This window comes from Umezawaea sp. Da 62-37 (genome assembly GCF_032460545.1).
Taxonomy (GTDB): Bacteria; Actinomycetota; Actinomycetes; order Mycobacteriales; family Pseudonocardiaceae; genus Umezawaea.
Map to the genome: position 1 here is coordinate 9,011,745 of NZ_CP135965.1, position 20,227 is coordinate 9,031,971.

Annotated in this window: 5 protein-coding genes; 4 read left to right on the forward strand and 1 reads right to left on the reverse strand. The window is 71.4% G+C overall.

Annotation, left to right across the window (positions count from 1 at the left end):
* Window positions 1-436 precede the first annotated feature (436 nt).
* On the reverse strand, window positions 437-2,029 hold the full coding sequence (locus RM788_RS41030; RefSeq protein ID WP_315925412.1) for a tryptophan halogenase family protein: 1,593 nt from the start codon (window positions 2,027-2,029) through the stop codon (window positions 437-439).
* A gap of 330 nt (window positions 2,030-2,359) precedes the next feature.
* Here RM788_RS41030 and sbnB point away from each other — a divergent pair, with 330 nt between their 5' ends.
* From sbnB to RM788_RS41050, 4 genes are read left to right on the forward strand one after another with little or no spacing between them, the layout of a single operon-like run.
* The gene (gene sbnB, locus RM788_RS41035) at window positions 2,360-3,391 is read left to right on the forward strand and encodes a 2,3-diaminopropionate biosynthesis protein SbnB (protein WP_315925414.1); all 1,032 of its coding nucleotides are present in this window, start codon (window positions 2,360-2,362) and stop codon (window positions 3,389-3,391) included.
* Between the two features lie 33 nt (window positions 3,392-3,424).
* Window positions 3,425-4,432, forward strand: coding sequence for a 2,3-diaminopropionate biosynthesis protein SbnA (gene sbnA, locus RM788_RS41040; protein ID WP_315925416.1), 1,008 nt, complete (start codon window positions 3,425-3,427; stop codon window positions 4,430-4,432).
* Entirely contained in the window at window positions 4,429-19,356 is a 14,928-nt protein-coding gene (locus RM788_RS41045; protein WP_315925418.1) for a non-ribosomal peptide synthetase, read from the forward strand. Before sbnA ends, RM788_RS41045 begins: the two co-directional genes overlap by 4 nt.
* Window positions 19,353-20,210 carry an ABC transporter permease gene (locus RM788_RS41050; RefSeq protein WP_315925420.1) on the forward strand — a complete coding sequence of 286 codons (858 nt, stop codon included), beginning with the start codon at window positions 19,353-19,355 and terminating at the stop codon, window positions 20,208-20,210. Before RM788_RS41045 ends, RM788_RS41050 begins: the two co-directional genes overlap by 4 nt.
* Window positions 20,211-20,227 lie beyond the last annotated feature (17 nt).

Below are 20,227 nucleotides of genomic sequence, written 5' to 3' on the forward strand. Positions count from 1 at the left end.
TGCGGCCCGGCTTTCGGGTGTGTTGTTCCCCTGCGGAGCGCGGCCTCCGGTGCGTTGTTTCCCACCCTCTGTGGAGCCCAGCCCCCGGCGCGCAATTATCTCAATGCCACACCCCCGTTTGTCAAGGCGGGAAAGATGCCTTGACAAACGGGGGTGTGGCAGGAGGGCGCTGTGTATCGGGGGCAGGGGGAGGTCTGGCTCCGCCAGCATCGGCTCCGCCGACTAGGGCATCGGCTCCGCCGACTAGGGCATCGGCTGCGCCGACAAGGCACCTCGCTGCGCGTCGGTAATGCGGCGGGCGCTCCGCGCCGGATGCGAGGGGGCGGCTGCGCCGATGTTGTGGCGTGGCTGTGTTGGGCTGTGTTGGTGGGGTTTCCGTACGCGAAAACGCCGGAGCGGGTCGGGGGCCCGTTCCGGCGTTTTCCTTGCTGCGCGGTTACTTGCCGTGCAGTTGCTTGAGGTAGTCGTAGGTGGTGGGGAGGGTGGTGAGGAGTTCCTGCTGCTTGCGCTTGATGTCGGCGAAGACGTGTTCCGCCGAGTCGAGCATGGAGGGGTGGTGGGTGAGCTTGGTGAGGGTTTGCTGGGGGTCGAAGCCGAGGCCGGTGAAGACGCAGTAGTAGCTGGCGTTGGTCCAGAAGTTGCGGAACTCGGCGTCGAAGTTGGCGTAGTAGGTGTTCTCGTCGGTGACCGGCATGTTGATCGCCAGACCCGCCTTGTACATGCGGATCTTCTCCTTGATGTCGTCCGCGAGCACCAGGTCCTTGCAGGCGCGCCAGAACTCGGTGTCGTTGCGCGCGGCCAGGCTGAAGTGGGCCTGGAGGAAGTCGCGCGAGTCGTCGAACATCGTGTTGATCTCGGCGTTGAAGCGGTCGGCGAAGATCGGGTCGAAGTTCTTGTCCGGGAAGTGCTTCGCGAGCTGGTAGAGGGCGGCGGTGATGAAGTAGATGCCGGTGGACTCGAGCGGCTCGAGGAAGCAGGAGGACAGGCCGATGGCGGCGACGTTGCGGACCCAGGTGCGGCGGTTGCGGCCGACGCGGAACTTGATGTGGTTGAGCTTCTGCTCGCTCGGGTCCAAGCCCCACATCTCGCAGAACTCCTGCGTGGCGGCGTCCTGGGTGGTGAAGCGGCTGGAGTAGACGTGGCCGGTGCCGAAACGGCCCAGCATCGGGATCTTCCAGGTCCAGCCGTTGGTCATGGCGATGGAACCGGTGAACGGCTCGACGCCGTTGGCCTCGTCGTCGTGCGGGACCTGGGTGGCCACGGCGCGGTCGTTGAGCAGGTGGTCGCTCATGTCGAGGAACGGCTCGCGCATGACGCCGTTGATCAGCAGCGCGCGGAAGCCGGAGCAGTCGACGAAGAAGTCGCCCTCGATCTTGCGGCCGCCCTTGGTGTTCAACGCGGTCACGTGGCCGCGGGTGTCCACGTCGGCGTCGATGAACTCGTCCTGGATGTGGATCGCGCCCTGCTTGTTGGTCGCGAACTTGCGCAGGAACTCGGCCACCAGCGCGGCGTCGAAGTGCCACGCGTAGTTCGTCCACTTGGTGCCGTCGGCGTGCCGCGGCGCGAGCTTCGCGTCCAGGATCGGGGGCTCGCGGTAGCAGGCGTAGTCGAACGCCTCGGTGGTCTGGCCGGTGAGGCGCTTGTGCGACCAGTACGCGGACAGCGGCTCGTTCTCGTGGTTCGGCAGCAGGCCGAACAGGTGGTAGTAGTGGTCGGTCGTGTCGCGGTAGGGCCGCGGGTTCGAGTCACCCCTGCCGCCGGTGCGCCAGTTGGTGAACTTGATGCCCATCTTGAAGCTGGCGTTGCACTCGCGCATCCAGTCCTCCTCGGCCAGGCCGAGGAAGTCGAAGAACACCTTGTGCAGGTTCGGGACTGTCGCCTCGCCGACACCGATCCGGGGGACCGACGGCGCTTCCAGCACGGTGATCTTGACGGCCGGGCCGAGGGCCTTGCCTAGGTAGGACGCGGTCATCCAGCCCGCCGTGCCGCCACCCAGGACGACGACATTCTTGATCCTGCGATCTTCCATCGAAGACGATCCTTCCTGTCCGCACACGACAAAAGTCGCGGATGTGAATTGTTGATGGGGGGCGCGACGGCACTTCGGTGAATGGCGCGCTCTACTGGGAACAAACATAGGCACGGCCCCGTAGGCCTGTCAATGTGTGGACCACGTTACGGTCGAGTGGACAACTCGATTTTCTATATATTTTCTCTAGAAGGCGATCCGTCAACCGGTAACCGCAGGTAGATCGATTCGTCAGCCCTGTGTCAGCGCCTCGTCAGCCCTGGTGGGCAGCATATTCATCAGGTCGCCGCAGCACGTTGCCGCGGTTGGTGCAGAGGAGCGTGGGTATACATGTCGGATCTGACTCCGACCTTCTCGGTGATTTCCGGCGCGCAAGTGCACGAAGTATTGCAGGGTCGCGACAAACACCTCCTGGATTTGGTCGAGGCGGCCTACCGGCTGCACGGCTCCGGAGACACCGTGAACCCGCCTTCGTATTTCCTGCGCTTCCCGCAGGACCCCGCGTCGCGCATCATCGCGCTCCCCGCGTCGGTCGGTGGTGACATCGGCGTGCACGGCGTGAAGTGGATCTCCAGCTTCCCGGCGAACGTGGGGCGCGGCATCCCCCGCGCCTCGGCCGTGCTGATCCTGAACGACCAGGAGACCGGTTACCCGATCGCCTGCATGGAGAGCTCCATCATCAGCGCCGTGCGCACGGCCGCGTCGGCCGCGCTCGCCGCCGACTGGCTCACCCGCGACCGCGGCAGGCCCGCGAAGGTCGGCTTCATCGGCACCGGGCTGATCGCCCGCTACATCCACACCTACCTCACCGGCAGCGGCTGGTCGTTCGACGAGGTCGGCATCCACGACCTCAGCGCCGAGCACGCCGCCGGGTTCCAGGGCTACGTCGAGTCCACCGGCGACGGCACCGCCCGGATCCACGACAGCGCCGAAAGCCTCATCAGGGCTTCCGACCTCGTGGTGTTCGCGACCGTCGCGGGCGAGCCGCACATCACCGACCCGACGTGGTTCGAGCACAACCCGCTGGTGCTGCACGTGTCGCTGCGCGACCTCTCCTCCGAGGTCGTGCTGTCCGGCACGAACATCGTCGACGACGTCGAGCACTGCCTCAAGGCCAACACGTCCGTGCACCTGGCCGAGCAGGCGGAGGGCAACCGCGACTTCCTGTCCGGCACGTTGTTCGACGTGATGACGGGGGCGGTCCGGTTGCCCGCGGACAAGCCGATCTTCTTCTCGCCGTTCGGCCTCGGGGTGCTGGACCTGGCCGTCGGCAAGTTCGTCTACGACGAGGTGGGGCGCGCAGGCGACCTCGCCCACGTGGACGACTTCTTCTATGACCTGCATCGCTACGGGAAGCGATGAGTCGCCGCTGGTCGATCTCGTAGGAGTCGGTTCATGCCAGTCATATCCACGCCGCAAGAGTTCAACGTGGACGATCTGTACGTAGATCTCCGGACGCTGTCCGGTCACCCGTTGTACCTCAAGTGCGAGGGCTTCAACTTCGCCGGGTCCATCAAGCTGAAGGCCGCGACCGAGATGGTCGCGACCGCCGTGCGCAACGGTCAGCTGCGCCCCGGCGACACCCTGGTCGAGAGCTCGTCGGGCAACCTCGGCGTCGCGCTCAGCCTGGTGGCCGCGAGCCAGGGCTACGGGTTCCTCTGCGTCACGGACACGCGGTGCACGCTGGGCGCGCGGCAGCTGATGCAGTCGCTCGGCACCCAGGTGCACGTCGTCACCGAGCCGCACCCCGAGGAGGGGCTGCTCGGCGCGCGCATCCGGTTCGTCGAGCGGATGCGCCGCGAGCGGGGCTACGTCTGGCTCAACCAGTACGCCAACCCCGGCAACGCGATGGCGCACTACCTCACCACCGGGCCGGAGATCCTCAAGAGCTTCCCCGAGGTCGAGGTGCTCTTCATCGGAGCGGGCAGCACCGGGACGCTGATGGGCTGCTCGCGGTACTTCCGCGAGAACCGGCCGTCGGTGCGGATCGTGGCGATCGACAGCGTCGGCTCGGTGACCTTCGGGACGCCCGCCGAGCCGCGGATGCTGCCGGGCCTGGGGACCAGCGTGAGACCGCCGCTGCTCGACGAGTCCATGGTGGACGAGGTCGTGCACGTTGCGGAGATCGACACCGTGCGGGCCTGCCGGATGCTGGTGCGCCACGGTTTCCTGTTCGGCGGATCCACCGGAACCGTCATCAGCGGGGCGATGGACTGGCTCGCGCGCAACCGGCCCGACGACGGCCTCTCGGCCGTGGCGATCTCGCCGGACCTGGGTGACCGCTACCTGGACACCATCTACCACGACCAGTGGATCGCCGACATCTACGGCGCCGAAGTGCTGGCGGAGAACGGATCCCGCCTGTCGGCCCCTCCGACGGCCATCTCAAGGAGAAGCTCATGACCGCAGCGGCGAGTCTGCCACTGTCCGCTGGTCAGGCGGAGATCTGGTTCGACGAGAAGTTCCACGGACGCGGTGTCGCGTACAACTCCGCCGGATACCTGGACATCCGGGGTCCGCTGGACGTCGACGCGTTCCGCGCCGCGGCACGGCAGCTGATCGTCGAGGCCGAGTGCACCCGCACCCGGTACGTCGAAGTGGACGGCGCGCCGCGGCAGGTGGTCGAGTCGCTGGCCGAGGTGCCGCTGGTGTCCTTGGAGCTGGGCGAGGCCGCGGCCGTCGAGTGGATGGCCGCCGACCTGGCGAAGCCGTTCACGCTGGACGACTTCCCCATGTTCCGGCTGGCCGTCGTGGAACTGTCCGACGACCGCCACTTCTTCTACATGTGCATCCACCACCTGCTGTGCGACGGGTACAGCCAGGTCGTGTTCTGGCGCAGGCTCGCCGAGATCTACCAGGCGCTGGTCGAGGGCCGCTCGGCCGTCGAGGGGCAGCTGCCGCCGCTCAAGGAGCTGCTGGACGCCGAGAAGGCCTACACGGACTCGGTGTGGTTCCAGCGCGACCGCGACTTCTGGGCCGCCCGCTTCGACCAGGCGCCGGACCTGCCCAGCCTGTCGCAGCGCGCGCAGACCGGCACCGCGGTGCGCGGCTTCCTCCGCCGCACCGCGGTGGTCCCGGCCGCGACGGCCGCGGAGCTGCGCGACCTGGCCCGCCGGTCCACCTCGACCTGGCCCGCCGTCGTGCTGTCCGCGGTCGGCGTCTACACGCAGCGGATGACCGGTGTCGGCGACGTGCTGCTGACGCTGCCCGCGACCGCCAGGATGGGCGCCTCGATGCGCGCCATCCCCGGCATGATCGCGAACTACCTGCCGCTGCGCGTCCGGGTCCGCCCCGACGCCACCAGGGCCCAGCTGCTCGCGCAGACCTCCCGCGAACTGGCGCAGGTGCTCAAGCACCAGCGCTACCGGGTGAGCCGCATCCGCCGGGGGATGGGACTGTCCTCCGAGGACCGCAGGCCGTTCGGCCCGTTCGTCAACATCCTGCCGCAGCAGACCGAGTTCGCGCTCGGCTCGTGCGGCGTCACGGTCAACAACCTGTCGACCGGCCTCATCGAAGACCTGATGATCACCGTCGTGGACGCGCCGGACGGCGGCACCGAGGTGCACGTCAACGGCAACCCCGAGCTGTACACGGCGCAGGAGGTCGAGGACCACCTCGCGCGGTTCACCGCCTTCCTGGCCGCGTTCGCCACCATCGCCGACGACGTGCCGCTCGGCCGCGTCGACGTGGTCGGCGCGCCGGAGCGCTCGGGCTGGCTGGAGGAGCCCGGCGCGTTCGTCGACGGCGCGGACGCCGACCTCGTCGAGCTGGTGCGTGCGCACGCCGCCGCGCACCCCGACGCGCTCGCCGTGGTCGAGGACGACACCGCGACCACCTACGCCGCGCTCGTCGCCCGTGCGAGCGCCCTGTCCCGCCGGGTGACCGCGGACCTGGTCGGCGTGCTCGCCGCGCCCGGCGCCGGGTTCGTGTCCGCGGTGCTCGGCGTGATCGGGGCAGGTGGCGCCTACGTGCCGCTGGACACCCGCGCGCCGGTGCGCCGCAGCGCGGAGCTGTTGACCGACAACGGGATCCGCGCGCTGGTGGTCGATCCCGAGCACCGCGCGCTCGCCGCGGAGATCACCGCGGCGGCGGGCCACCCGATCGACCTGGTCGTGCTGGACGGCGCCGAGGACGACGTGCTCGTGCCGGTGCTGGGCGCTCCGGAGGACCTGGCGTACGTGATCTTCACGTCCGGGTCGACCGGCAGGCCCAAGGGCGCCATGGTGCACCGCCGCGGCATGGTCAACCACCTGCTGGCCAAGGTCGACGACCTGGCTCTCACGGCGGCGGACTCGCTGGTGCAGAACGCCCCGCTCACGTTCGACATCTCGGTCTGGCAGATGCTGGCGCCGCTGGTGGTCGGCGGCCGGGTGCGCGTGGTGACGCGCGAGACCGCGGCCGACCCGAACGCGCTGTTCCCGCTCGTGGCCGACGAGTCGGTGTCGGTCCTGGAGGTCGTGCCCTCGCTGCTGCGCGCGGCGCTGGACGCGTGGGACGTCGTCGGCGACCGCCCGAGGCTGCCCTCGTTGCGGCGGCTGGTGGTCACGGGCGAGGCGCTGCCCCCGGACCTGTGCCTGCGCTGGTTCGCGCGCTTCCCCACCATCCCGCTGGTCAACGCCTACGGGCCGACCGAGTGCTCGGACGACGTCACGCACGCGACGATCACCGTCGACGACTCGGTGGCCTCCGCGCGCGTCCCGATCGGCCGCGCGGTGCGCGGGACCCGGCTGTACGTGCTGGGCGACGACCTGGGCCCGGTGCCGCCCGGCGTCGCCGGTGAGCTCTACGTGGGCGGGCTGGGGGTGGGCCGCGGCTACCTGCGCGACCCCGCCCGCACCTCGGCCGCGTTCGTCCCCGATCCCTTCGCGGGCTCCGGTCTCCGGATGTACCGCACCGGGGACCGGGTGGTCCGCAGGGAGGACGGGCAGTTGGAGTTCGTGGAACGCCGCGACCACCAGGTCAAGGTGCGCGGCCACCGGATCGAGCTGGGCGAGATCGAGTCGGCGCTGCGCGGCCTGCCGCACATCGGCGACGCGGCCGTCGCGGTCGTGACCGACCCCGTCGGCAACAAGCGGCTGATCGGCTACCTGGTCGCCGACAACGGGACCCCGGTCGACACGGCCGACGTGCGCGACCGGCTGGCCCGGCTGCTGCCCGAGTACATGGTGCCCTCCAGCCTCCTCGCGCTGGACTCGATGCCGCTGACCGCGCACGGCAAGGTCGACCGCAAGGCCCTCCCCGCCCCCGACTTCAGCGCGGGTCCGCGCGGCCGGGTGGCGCGCAGCAACGAGGAGCGGGTGCTCTGCGAGGTCATGGCCGAGGTGCTCGGCCTGCCCGAGGTCGGCGTGGAGGACAGCTTCTTCGCGCTCGGCGGCGACAGCATCAGCTCCATCCAGGTCGTCAGCCGCGCCCGCAGGGCCGGTCTGCTGATCACCTCGCGCGACGTGCTGCGCCACCGGTCCCCCTCGGCCATCGCCACGATCGCCCGCCCGGCCGGTGCCACGGCCGCCGCGACCGCCGACGACGGCGTGGGCGAGGTCGAGCTGACCCCCATCGCGCACCAGCTCCGCGAGGACCTGGAGTCGCTGACCGACCGCACCCGCCAGTACAGCCAGTACGTGGTGCTGCGGGTGCCGAACGGCCTGGACGCGGCCGCCCTCACGGCCGCGCTCCAGGCCGTCCTCGACCACCACGACGGCCTGCGCACCCGGCTGTCCGTGCCGGTCGACGGCCTGTGGTCGCTGGAGACCCTGCCCGCGGGCGCGATCAGCGCCGCCGACGTGCTCACCATCGGCGCTTCGTCCGATGTGGACACCGAGGTCGCCGCGGCACGGGCCCGGCTCGTGCCGGAGGAGGGCAGGGTCGTCCAGGCGGTGCTGCTGGAGTCCCGCCTCGTCCTGGTGATCCACCACCTGGTCGTCGACGGCGTGTCGTGGCGCATCCTGGTGCCGGACCTCAAGGCGGCCTGGGAGGCCGTGGTCGCCGGTCGGACGATCGCGCTCGACCCGGTCGGCACCTCGTTCCGCCGCTGGGCCAAGGTGCTCTCGGAGAAGGCCCGCGCCGCCGCGCGCACCCGTGAGCTGCCGCTGTGGACCGCGCAGGTCAAGCCCGACGACCCGCGGCTGGGTTCCCGGCCGCTCGACCCGGAACTGGACACCTACGGCACGGCGAAGTCGCTGCGCGTGGTGCTGCCCGCCGCGACGACCGCCGCGCTGCTCACCACCGTGCCCGCCGCGTTCCACGGCGAGATCAACGACGTCCTGCTCGCCGGCCTCGCGCTCGCCGTCGCCGAGTGGCGGCGCAAGCGCTTGGGCGGCACGGGTTCCGGCGTGCTCGTCGAGGTCGAGGGCCACGGTCGCGAGCAGCTCGACGACGACGTGGACCTGTCCCGCACGGTCGGCTGGTTCACCAGTGTGTTCCCGCTGCGCGTCGACCCCGGCGAGGTGGACCGCGCCAGTGCGGGCATCGCGATCAAGCGGGTCAAGGAGCAGTTGCGCGCGCTGCCGGACCGCGGTGTCGGCTTCGGCCTGCTGCGCCACCTCAACCCGCAGACCGTCGGCGCGCTGGCCCGGTTCGCCGTGCCGCAGATCGGCTTCAACTACCTCGGCCGCTTCGCCGCGGGCAACACCTCGGCCCCGTGGTCGCTGGAGGGCGGCGACTCCGTCGTCGGCACCGGCGTCAGCCCGGACATGCCGCTGCGGCACGTCCTCGCGGTCACCCCGGTGACCGAGGACCGCCCGGACGGCCCGCACCTGGTCGCGGACTGGCTGTGGGCGGGCGACCTGCTCTCCGAGTCCGATGTGGACGACATCGCGAAGTCCTGGTTCCGCGTGCTGGAGTCGTTCGTCGCGCTGCCGGACGCCGGTGGGCACAGCCCGTCGGACTTCCCGCTCGTCGCGCTGACCGAGGACGAGATCGAGGAGTTCGAGCGCGACTGCGGCGGCGTGGAGGACGTGCTCCCGCTCTCGGCCCTGCAGAAGGGCCTGCTGTTCCAGGCGGAGTACGACAAGCAGGGCAGCGACGTCTACACGCTCCAGGCGGTCGTGGACGTCGAGGGCCCGCTGGACGTGGTGGCGTTCCGCGCCGCCGCGGAGGCGGTCGTCCGGCGGCACCCCGCGCTGCGCGCGTCCTTCCGGTCGCGCCCGGCCGGTGACGCCGTGCAGGTGATCCAGGCCGAGGTCTCCCTGCCGTGGCAGGAGGTCGACCTCACCGGCATGGCCGACGAGGACGCCGTGACCGAGCTGGCCAGGATCACCGACGCGGACTGGGCCGAGCGGTTCGACATGACCGCGCCGCCGCTGATCCGCTTCACCGCGGTCCGCCTCGGCGACGAGAAGTTCCGGCTGCTCTGGGCCGTGCACCACATCCTGGTCGACGGCTGGTCCATGCCGATCTTCGCCCGCGAGCTGTTCACGCTGTGCGCCAACGGCGCCGACGTGTCCGCGCTGCCGCCGGTGGCCCCGTACCGGGACTACCTGGCCTGGCTGGGCGAGCAGGACGACGAGGCCGCGCGCACCGCGTGGCGGACGGCGTTCGACGGCTTCGGCGAGGCCAGCAAGCTCGGCCCGGACGAGCGCGACCGCGTGGCCGCCATGCCGGAGTCGTTGATCGTCGACCTGCCCGAGGACGTCACGCACCGGCTGTCGTCGTGGGCCCGCGCCCGCGGCCTGACGCTGAACACCGTCATGCAGGGCTGCTGGGCGGTCCTGCTCGGCAGGCTCACCGGCAAGCGCGACGTGGCGTTCGGCGCGGTCAGCTCCGGCCGCCCGGCCGAGCTGGCGGGCATGGAGTCCATGGTCGGCCTGTTCCTCAACACCCTGCCGGTCCGGGTGCAGCTGGACCCGAAGGCGTCGTTGGCGGACCTGCTGGCGAAGCTCCAGGAGGACCAGTTCGACCTGGCCCCGCACCACCACTTCGGCCTGGCCGACGTGCAGCAGATCGTCGGTGTGGGCGAGCTGTTCGACACCGTGGTCAGCTTCCACAACTACCCGCACGACGTGGACGACCTGAGCGACCTCATCCCCGGTGTGCGCGTGGTCGCCGCCGACGGACGGCTGGTCGCCGAGTACCCGTTCGCGCTGTCGGTCTACCCCGGCAAGCGCTTGCGGCTGCTGGCCCAGTACCGCTCGGACTCCTTCGACGAGCCCGCGATCGAGTCCATCGTGGACCGCTTCCGGATGCTGCTCACGTCGCTGGTGACCGAACCCGACCGGCCGCTGGCCCGGATCGACCTGCTCGACGCCGCCGAGCGCGAGCTGATCCTCGGCGAGTGGGCGGGCAACCCGGCGCCGATCGCGCCGCACGTGGTGCCCGAGGTGTTCCAGGCCCGCGCCGCGGCGGCCCCCGACGCGACCGCGGCCGTGTTCGAGGGGACGAGCCTGTCCTTCGCCGGGCTCAACGCCCGCGCCAACCGGCTCGCCCGGCTGCTCGTCGGCCGGGGGATCGGGCCGGAGCGGGTCGTCGCGCTGGCGTTCCCGCGTTCGCTCGACGCGCTGGTGGCCGTGCTCGGCGTGCTCAAGGCCGGTGCGGCGTACCTGCCGATCGACGCCAAGTACCCGGCCGACCGCGTGGACTACATGGTCGCCGACGCGGCCCCCGCGGTGCTGCTGTCCACCACGGCGGTCGCCGACGGCCTGACCGTCACCGGCGCCCCGGTGCTCGCGATCGACGCGCCGGACCTGGTCGCCGAGCTGGACGCGCTGCCGTCGCACGACCTCACCGACGCCGACCGGGTGGAACCGCTGCGGCAGGACCACCCCGCGTACGTCATCTACACCTCCGGCTCGACCGGCAAGCCCAAGGGCGTCGTGGTCGACCACCGCGGGTTCGTCGCGATGGCCGCCAGCCTGATCGAGAAGTTCGACATCACCCCGGACACCAACGTCCTCCAGTTCGCGTCCTACAGCTTCGACGCCACCGTCTGGGAGTTCGCGCTCCCGCTGCTGGCCGGTGGCACGGTCGTGGTCGCGGGCGACGAGGCGCGGGCGCCCGGACAGCCGCTGATCGACCTGATCAACGACAACCGCGTCACGCTGGCCGCGCTGCCGCCGGTGGTGGCCGGTGGTCTGGCCGAGGGCACCGTGCTCCCGGACGACCTGGTGATCGTGGTCGCGGGCGAGGCCTGCCCGCCGGAGGTCGTGGCGCGCTGGTCGGCCACGCACCGGATGTTCAACGGCTACGGCCCGACCGAGTCCGTGATCGCCGCGACCGTGGGTGGCCCGCTCTCCGGCGGCGGCCGTCCGCCGATCGGCACGCCGACCTCGGCGCACCGCGTCTACGTGCTGGACTCGGTGCTCCAGCCGGTGCCCGCCGGTGTCGTGGGCGACCTGTACGTCAGCGGCGGCCTGGCCCGCGGCTACCTCAACCGGCCGGAGCTGACCGCGGAGCGGTTCGTCGCCGACCCGTTCTTCGGGCACGGTGCCCGCATGTACCGCACCGGCGACCTGGTGCGCTGGCACGCCGACGGGCAGCTGGACTACGTCGGCCGCGCCGACGACCAGGTGCAGTTGCGCGGGTTCCGCATCGAGCTGGGCGAGATCGAGTCGGCGCTGGTGTCGCACGCCTCGGTCACCCAGGCCGTCGCGATCGTCCGCGAGGACCCGACCGGCGACAAGCGCCTGGTGGCCTACGTGGTCGTCGACGAGGGCACGACCGTGCCCGTCGGCCTGCGCGAGCTGCTGGTCGAGTCGCTGCCGGAGTACATGGTCCCGTCCGCGATCGTGGTGCTGGACGAGATCCCGCTGACCCCGCAGGGCAAGGTCGACCGCAAGGCGCTGCCGGAGCCCGACTTCGCCGGACAGGGCCGCGGCCGCGGTCCGCGCACGCCGGTCGAGGACATCCTGTGCGGCATCTTCGCCGACGTGCTCGACCTGCCCCAGGTCGGCATCGACGACGACTTCTTCGCACTGGGCGGGCATTCCCTGCTCGCCACCCGCGTGATCAGCCGGGCCCGCGCCGCGCTCGGCGTGGAACTGCCGATCCGCGCGCTGTTCGAGACCCGCACGGTCGCCGGTGTGGCCGAGCAGGTGCACAGCGTCGCGAGCGCGGGCCGTCCCGCGCTGGTCCCCGCGGCCCGCGGTGAGGACGGCGTCGTGCCGCTCTCGTTCGCCCAGCAGCGCCTGTGGTTCCTCGACCGCCTCGAAGAGGGCGTGACGGGCACCTACAACGTGCCGCTGGCCGTGCGGCTGGTCGGCGACCTCGACGTGGACGCCCTGCGCGCCGCGCTGCACGACCTGGTGGTGCGGCACGAGATCCTGCGCTCGGTGTTCCCGGACGTGGAGGGCGAACCGTTCCAGCGGGTGCTCGACGCGCCGGAGGGCTACCCCGAGCTGCCGCTCAAGCGGCTGCCGGAGGCCAGGCTGTCCGACGCCATGACGGCCGAGGCCGACCTGTCGTTCGACCTGGCCACCGAACCCGTGCTGCGGTCGAGGCTGTTCGCGGTCTCGCCCACCGAACACGTGCTGCTGCTGGTGATCCACCACATCGCGTTCGACGGCTGGTCGATCGCCCCGCTGGTGGGCGACCTCGGCGTGGCGTACAAGGCGCGCAGCGCCGGGCAGGCCCCCGAGTGGGAGCCGCTGCCCGTGCAGTACGCGGACTACGCGGTGTGGCAGAAGGAACTCCTCGGCGCCGACGCCGACGAGGAGAGCCTGCTGGCCCACCAGCTGGCCTACTGGACCGGCGCGCTGGCCGACCTGCCGGAGGAGCTCGAACTCCCCACCGACTTCCCGCGCCCGGCCGTCAGCAGCTACGACGGCAACGAGCTGGAGTTCGCCGTCGAGCCCGAGCTGTACCGGGCGCTGGTCGCGCTGGCCCGCGACTCGGGGGCGAGCATCTTCATGCTCTTCCAGGCCGCGCTGTCCGCCCTGCTCACCAAGTTGGGCGCGGGCACCGACATCCCGTTGGGCAGCCCCACCGCGGGCCGCGCCGACGAGGAACTGGGCGAGCTGGTCGGGTTCTTCGTCAACACCCTGGTCATGCGCACCGACACCAGCGGCGACCCGAGCTTCCGCGACCTGGTGCACCGGGTCCGCGACACGAACCTGGCCGCCTACCAGCACCAGGACGTGCCCTTCGAGCACCTCGTGGACGCGCTCAACCCGGTGCGCTCGCTCAACCGGCAGCCGCTGTTCCAGGTCATGCTCACGTTGCAGACCAGCGAGGACGCGCCGCTGCTGCTGCCCGGCCTGACCGGTCGGGTCGAGCCGGTGCGGTCGCTGCGGTCGAAGTTCGACCTGACCGTGCTGCTGGAGGAGCAGTACGCCGACGGCCTGCCCGCCGGGATGCGCGGCGTCGTCGAGTACAGCACCGACCTGTTCACCGAGGCCACGGCGGAACGCCTGGCGCAGCGGCTGGTCCGCTTCCTGCGGACCGTCGTCGCCGACCCCGGCACGCGGCTGAGCCGGGTGGACGTGCTGGACCCCGGCGAGCGCGACGAGCTGCTCGCCATCGGCACCGGGGCCGTGCGGCCCGAGGTGTACGAGGGCGTGGTGGAGCGGGTGCGCGGGTTCGCGCTGTCCACTCCGGACGCGGTCGCGGTGGTCGACGACTCCGCCGAGGTCACCTACGAGTCCCTGGTGGGCAAGGCGAGCGCCCTGTCGCGCCGGGTCTCCGACGCCGACCTGGTGGCCGTGCTGGCCGCGCCGGGAATCGGCTTCGTGACCGCCGTGCTCGGTGTGCTCGGCGCGGGCGGCGGCTACGTGCCGCTGGACGTGGCGGCGCCCGTGACGCGCATCGCCGGGCTGCTGACCGACAGCGGCGCCACGAGGCTGGTCGTCGACGAGGCGCACCGGGAGCTGGCCGCCGAGATCGTCGAGGCGGCCGGGAATCCGATCGACGTGGTCGTGCTCGACGGCGCCGAGGACGCGCCGAACTCGTTGGCGCCGGCTTCGGGCGCGGCGGACGACCTGGCGTACGTGATCTTCACGTCCGGGTCGACCGGCAAGCCCAAGGGCGCCATGGTGCACCGCCGCGGCATGGTCAACCACCTGCTGTGCAAGGTCGACGACCTGGAAGTGTCCTCCGTGGACAAGCTGGTGCACAACGCGCCGGTGACCTTCGACATCTCGGTCTGGCAGATGCTGACGACGCTGCTCGTCGGCGGCACGACCCGAGTGGTCGGCCGCGACACGGCCGTCGACCCGGACCTGCTGTTCGCCACCATCCCGAACGAGGGCGTCACGATCCTGGAGGTCGTGCCGTCGCTGCTGCGGGCGGCGCTGGACTCGTGGGACGTCACCGGTGAGGTGCCGGAGCTGCCCGGACTGAAGTGGCTGGTCGTCACGGGCGAGGCGCTGCCGCCGGACCTGTGCGGCCGCTGGTTCGAGCGGTTCCCGGACATCGCCCTGGTCAACGCCTACGGGCCCACCGAGTGCTCCGACGACGTGACGCACGCCTTCATCACCAAGGACGACAAGCTGGGTGAGGCGAGGGTTCCGATCGGTCGGGCCGTGCGCAACACCCGGTTGTACGTGCTGGGCGACGACCTGCGCCCGGTGCCCGCCGGGGTCGCGGGCGAGCTGTACGTCGGTGGCACCGGCGTCGGCCGCGGCTACCTGGGAGACCGCGCCAAGACCGCGCTGGCGTTCATGGCCGACCCGTTCGGCGGGCCCGGCGCGCGGATGTACCGCACCGGCGACCGCGTGGTGCTGCGCACCGACGGGCAGCTGGAGTTCCTGGAGCGCCGCGACCACCAGGTGAAGATCCGCGGCCACCGCATCGAGCTGGGCGAGGTCGAGGCCGCGCTGCGGACCGCCGACGTCGTCGGGGACGCCGCCGTCGCGGTCGGCTCCGACCAGGGCGGCCACAAGCGCCTGATCGGCTACGTGGTCCCGGCCCCCGGTGACACCGGCTTCGACGTCGCCGCGGTGCGCAAGCACCTGGCGCGGGCGCTGCCGGACTACATGGTGCCGTCCGCGATCGTGGTGCTGGACGCGCTCCCGTTGACCCCCAACGGCAAGGTGGACCGCAAGGCGCTGCCCGCGCCGGACTTCGTGGCCCAGCCGAGGGCCCGCGGTCCGCGCAACCCGGTCGAGGAGATCCTCTGCGGCGTGTTCGCCGAGGTGCTCGGCGCCCCGGAGGTCGGGGTGGAGGACGACTTCTTCGACCTGGGCGGCCACTCGCTGCTGGCCACCCGCGTGGTCAGCCGGGTCCGGACGGTGCTGGACGTGGAGCTGCCGGTGCGCTCGCTGTTCGAGGCGCGCACGGTGGCGGGACTGGCGAAGCTGGTCGCCGACGCCGACGGCGCCCGACCGGCGCTGCGGGCCCAGGAGCGCCACGGCGACGAGGGCCTGCCGCTGTCCTACGCCCAGCGCAGGCTGTGGTTCCTCAACCGGATGGAGGAGGAGTCCACCGGCACCTACAACATCCCGCTCGCGGTCCGGCTGACCGGTGAGCTGGACGTCGAGGCGCTGACCGGCGCGCTCGGGGACGTGGTGGCGCGCAACGAGATCCTGCGCACCGTGTTCCCGGACGTCGACGGCGTCCCGTACCAGGAGGTGCTGGCCCCGAGCCCGGTCGTGCTGACCGTGCGCGAGCTGGGCGAGGTGAACCTGTTCGCCGCCGTGGCCGCGGAGGTCGACCGGGGCTTCGACCTGGCCGCCGACACCGCGATGCGCGCCAACCTGTTCGTGCTCGGCGAGCAGGACCACGTGCTGGTGCTGGTGTTCCACCACATCGCGTTCGACGGCTGGTCGACCGCGCCGCTGGCCCGCGACCTGGCCACCGCCTACGAGGCGCGCCGCGCGGACCGGGCTCCGCAGTGGGGCCCGCTGCCCGCCCAGTACGCGGACTACGCGGTGTGGCAACGGGAATGGCTGGGCTCGGAGACCGACCCGGACAGCGTGCTGTCCGCGCAGCTGGCCTACTGGACGAAGGCGCTGGCCGGACTGCCCGAGGAACTGGAGCTGCCGACCGACTTCCCGCGTCCGGCGATCAGCAGCTACGACGGCGACGTGCGCCAGTTCGCGGTCCCCGCGGACCTGCACGCCGCTGTGGTGGCACTGGCCCGCGAGACCGGCGCCAGCGTGTTCATGGTCGTGCAGGCCGCGGTGTCGGCCCTGCTCACCAAGCTGGGCGCGGGCACGGACATCCCGCTGGGCAGCCCGATCGCGGGCCGCACCGACGAGGCGCTGCACGACCTGATCGGCTTCTTCGTCAACACCCTGGTGCTGCGCACGGACACGGCGGGCGACCCGACGTTCCGCCAGCTGCTGCACCGGGTCCGCGAGGCCGACCTCGGCGCGTACGCCCACCAGGACCTGCCGTTCGAGGCGCTGGTGGAAGCGGTCAACCCGACCCGGTCGCTCTCGCGGCACCCGCTGTTCCAGGTGATGCTCTCGTTCCAGAACAACGACGAGCCCGCCGACGCGATGCCCGGCCTGGAGAGCGGCGTCGTGCAGATGAAGGCGACGCGGTCCAAGTTCGACCTGGAGTTCGAGCTGGTCGAGCAGCACGAGGACGGCACGCCGGCGGGCATGGAGGGTGTCCTGGCCTACCGCACGGACCTGTTCACCCAGCAGACCGTGGACGAGATCGGCGAACGGCTGGTGCGCCTGCTGCGCGCCGTCGTCGCGAGCCCGGACGCGCCGCTGAGCGAGGCCGACGTGCTCGGCGCCGCCGAGCGGCGCCGGATCCTGGTGGAGTGGAACGACACCGGCCGCGCGATCGGCGCGACCGTGCTGCCGGACCTCATCTCCGCGACCGCGCAGGGCAGCCCGAACGCCACCGCGGTGATCGCGGGCGACGTGACGCTGACCTACCGGCAGCTCACCGCGCGGGCCAACCGGCTGGCGCGGGAGCTGATCGCCAGGGGCGCGGGGCCGGAGCGGGTCGTCGCCATCGCGCTGACCCGCAGCGCCGACCTGATCGTGGCGGCGCTCGCGGTGCTGAAGTCCGGCGCCGCGTACCTGCCCGTCGACCTGGACCACCCGGCCGACCGGGTGCGGTACATGTTCGACGACGCCAAGCCGGTGCTGGTGATCACCGACGAGTCCGCGCGGGCCAAGCTGCCCGGACTCGACGGCACGCCGAGCTTCGTGCTCGGGAGCGCCGAGGCGGAGCGGGCGCTGCGCAGGCGCGGCGGCGCGGTGGACGTGACCGACGCCGACCGCAGCGGGTTCCTCAAGCCGAACAACCCGGCGTACGTCATGTACACCTCCGGGTCGACCGGCAGGCCCAAGGGCGTCGTCATCCCGCACGAGGCGCTGGCCAACCTGATCACGGACATGTGCCACCGGCTCTCGATCACCAAGGCGGACCGGCTGCTCGCGGTCACCACGTTCGGCTTCGACATCTCCAACCTGGAGATCTTCGTGCCGCTCGTGGCGGGCGCGAAGCTGATCGTCGCGGACCGCGACACGGTGCGCGACCCGATGGTGCTGGGCGCGCTCATGGTGTCCAGCCGCACGTCGGTCATGCAGGCCACGCCGAGCCTGTGGCAGGCGCTGGTGGGCATGACACCGGAGTCGCTGCGCAAGGTGCGCGTGGTGATCACCGGCGGCGAGGCGCTCAGCGAATCGCTGGCCGACCAGCTGCGGGCCGCAGCGCACGAGGTGCGCAACATGTACGGGCCCACCGAGACCACCATCTGGTCCACGGTGTCCGATGTGGACACGGCGGCGCCGGGCGCGCCGACGATCTGCCGTCCGATCAGCAACACCAAGGTCTACGTGCTCGACAGCGCGCTGCGGCCGGTGCCGCCGAACGTGCCGGGCGAGCTGTACATCGCCGGTGACGGGCTGGCGCGGGGCTACCTCAACCGCACCGACCTGACCTCCGAGCGGTTCCTGGCGAACCCCTTCGGCGAGCCGGGATCGCGGATGTACCGCACGGGCGACGTGGTGCGCTGGGACAGCCGCGGCGAGATCGAGTTCCTGGGCCGCAAGGACCACCAGGTCAAGGTGCGCGGCCACCGGATCGAGCTGGGTGAGATCGAGGCCGCGCTGCGCGCCGGGGCCGGTGTGGTCGACGCGGTAGTGACCGTGGGCACCGACCCCGGTGGCCACCAGCGCCTGGTCGGGTACCTGATGGTCCCCGCGGGCGAGGTCGACACCGCGGCGGTCAAGCGCTCGCTCGGCGTCTCGCTGCCCGAGTACATGGTCCCGGCCGCCCTCGTGGTGCTGCCCGCGTTCCCGTTGACCCCCAACGGGAAGGTGGACCGCAAGGCGCTGCCCGAACCGGACTTCGGCGCCAGGACGCCGACCCGCGAGCCCAACACGCCCGCGGAGCACCTGCTGGTCGAGGTCTTCGCCGACGTGCTCGGCGTCGACGTGGTCCGGATCGACGACGACTTCTTCGAGCTGGGCGGGCACTCGCTGCTGGCCACGGGAGTGGTGAGCCGGGCGCGGAAGTCCGGGCTCCGGCTGACCATCGCCGACGTGTTCGTGCACAAGACCGTGCAGGCGCTCGCGGCGGCGGCCCAGGAGGAGCCGGACACCAGCGCGGCGTCCGGCGCGGCCTCGGTCGCCAGGGTGCTCGACGAGATCAAGGAGTTGGACCAGGAGGACCCGTTCGCCACCGTGCTGCCGATCAGGCCGCAGGGCGACCGGACGCCGTTCTTCTTCGTCCACAGCGGGCTGGGCTCGGCGCTGCCCTACGTGGGGCTGACCCGGTACATCGACGAGGGCCACCCGATCTACGGTCTCCAGTCGCCCAGCGTCGGCCGGATGGCGCCGCTGCCGAGGTCGATGGAGGAAGTCGCCGTCGAGTACATCGGCCACCTTAAGGAGGTGCGTCCGGAAGGGCCGTACAACCTGCTCGGCTGGTCGTTCGGCGGTGTGCTGGCGCAGGAGATCGCGGTACGCCTCCAGGAGGCGGGTGACGAGGTCGAGCTGCTGGTCAACCTCGACGGCTACCCGCACCGGCCCGGTCACGGCGACGAGGAGGTCGACGACCACGAGCAGCTGCTGCGGGTCATGGAGGTCATCGGCCACGACCGCGCCGAGTTCGCCGGTCGCGACCTGACCGCCCGCGACGTCGTCGACGAGCTGCGGCGCGACCGCAACCCGTTGGCGGAACTGGGGGAGGAGCGCCTCCTCGCGATGCTCGCCGTGGTCCGCAACCACGGCAAGCTCGTGGAGCGCTTCGTCCCGAGCCGCTACACCGGCGCGATGCGGCTGTTCGCGGCGGTCGAGGACCTCACCGAGGCCGAGGTCGGCGAGCTGTCCGAGGCCTGGGCCCCGCACGTGGACGGGAAGATCGAGCTCCACCGGGTCCACTGTGGACACGAGTACATGATGCACCCCGAACCGCAGGCGCTGATCGGGGCAGCGATCGCGGCGGAACTCCGCCGGGTGCACGAAGCCGAGATCGGAGATGGGGAATCGTGAGCACCACCACCGTCGTCGGAGACGACAACCGGAAGCTCGGGGCCGTCAGGCCCGGAACGCCGCCCGCGCCGCTGGCGGCGATCACCGAGGTGCTCGCCATCGGCGGGAGGCGGATGCGCCGCCTCAAGCGCAACCCCGGCAGGCTCATCGGGATCACGCTCAACCCGTTGATCACGATGATCGCGCTGGGCTACCTGTTCCAGAGCGCCATCGAGATCCCCGGCAGCAACAACTACATGGAGTTCATCTTCGCGGGCGTCGCGGCGCAGGTCGGGCTGGCCAGCATCGGCCCGACCGCCGTGGCGGTGTGCCTCGACCTCCAGGGCGGCCTGATCGACCGGTTCCGCTCCCTGCCGATCTCGCGGTCCGCGGTGCTGATCGGGCACACGCTGGCCGACCTGGTGATCACGCTGATGGGCCTGGTGATCGTGGTCGGGGTGGGCATGCTGTTCGGCTGGCGGTCGCACAACGACGCGCTGTCGGTGCTCGCCGGGTTCGCCCTGCTCGCGGTGTTCATGTACACGATGCTCTGGGTCGGCGTCCTGCTCGGCATGGCGTCGAAGAACCTGGAGACCATCGAGTCGGTGTCGGGCATCGTCGCCGTCGTCTTCTCCTTCATGTCCAACGGCTTCCTGTCGGTGGACAAGCTGCCCGGCTGGATCCGCCCGATCGCCGAGTGGAACCCCGTCAGCGCCGTCATCACCGCGCTGCGGCACCTGTGGGGCAACCCGGTCGCGGTGGCGCCCAGCTTCCCCTCCGAGCACCCGACCGCGGTCATCGCGATCTCCCTCGGCCTCCTGTTCGCCGTGACCACCGTGCTCAGCATCCGCCGCTACCGCACCGCCTCCGCTTGACCCCCTGCCGAAGGACC

Bases quoted from the DNA above. Each gene is read 5' to 3' on its own strand.
- RM788_RS41030 (WP_315925412.1), bottom strand. From the start codon at position 2,029: ATGGAAGATCGCAGGATCAAGAATGTCGTCGTCCTGGGTGGCGGCACG.
- sbnB (WP_315925414.1), top strand. From the start codon at position 2,360: ATGTCGGATCTGACTCCGACCTTCTCGGTGATTTCCGGCGCGCAAGTG.
- sbnA (WP_315925416.1), top strand. From the start codon at position 3,425: ATGCCAGTCATATCCACGCCGCAAGAGTTCAACGTGGACGATCTGTAC.
- RM788_RS41045 (WP_315925418.1), top strand. From the start codon at position 4,429: ATGACCGCAGCGGCGAGTCTGCCACTGTCCGCTGGTCAGGCGGAGATC.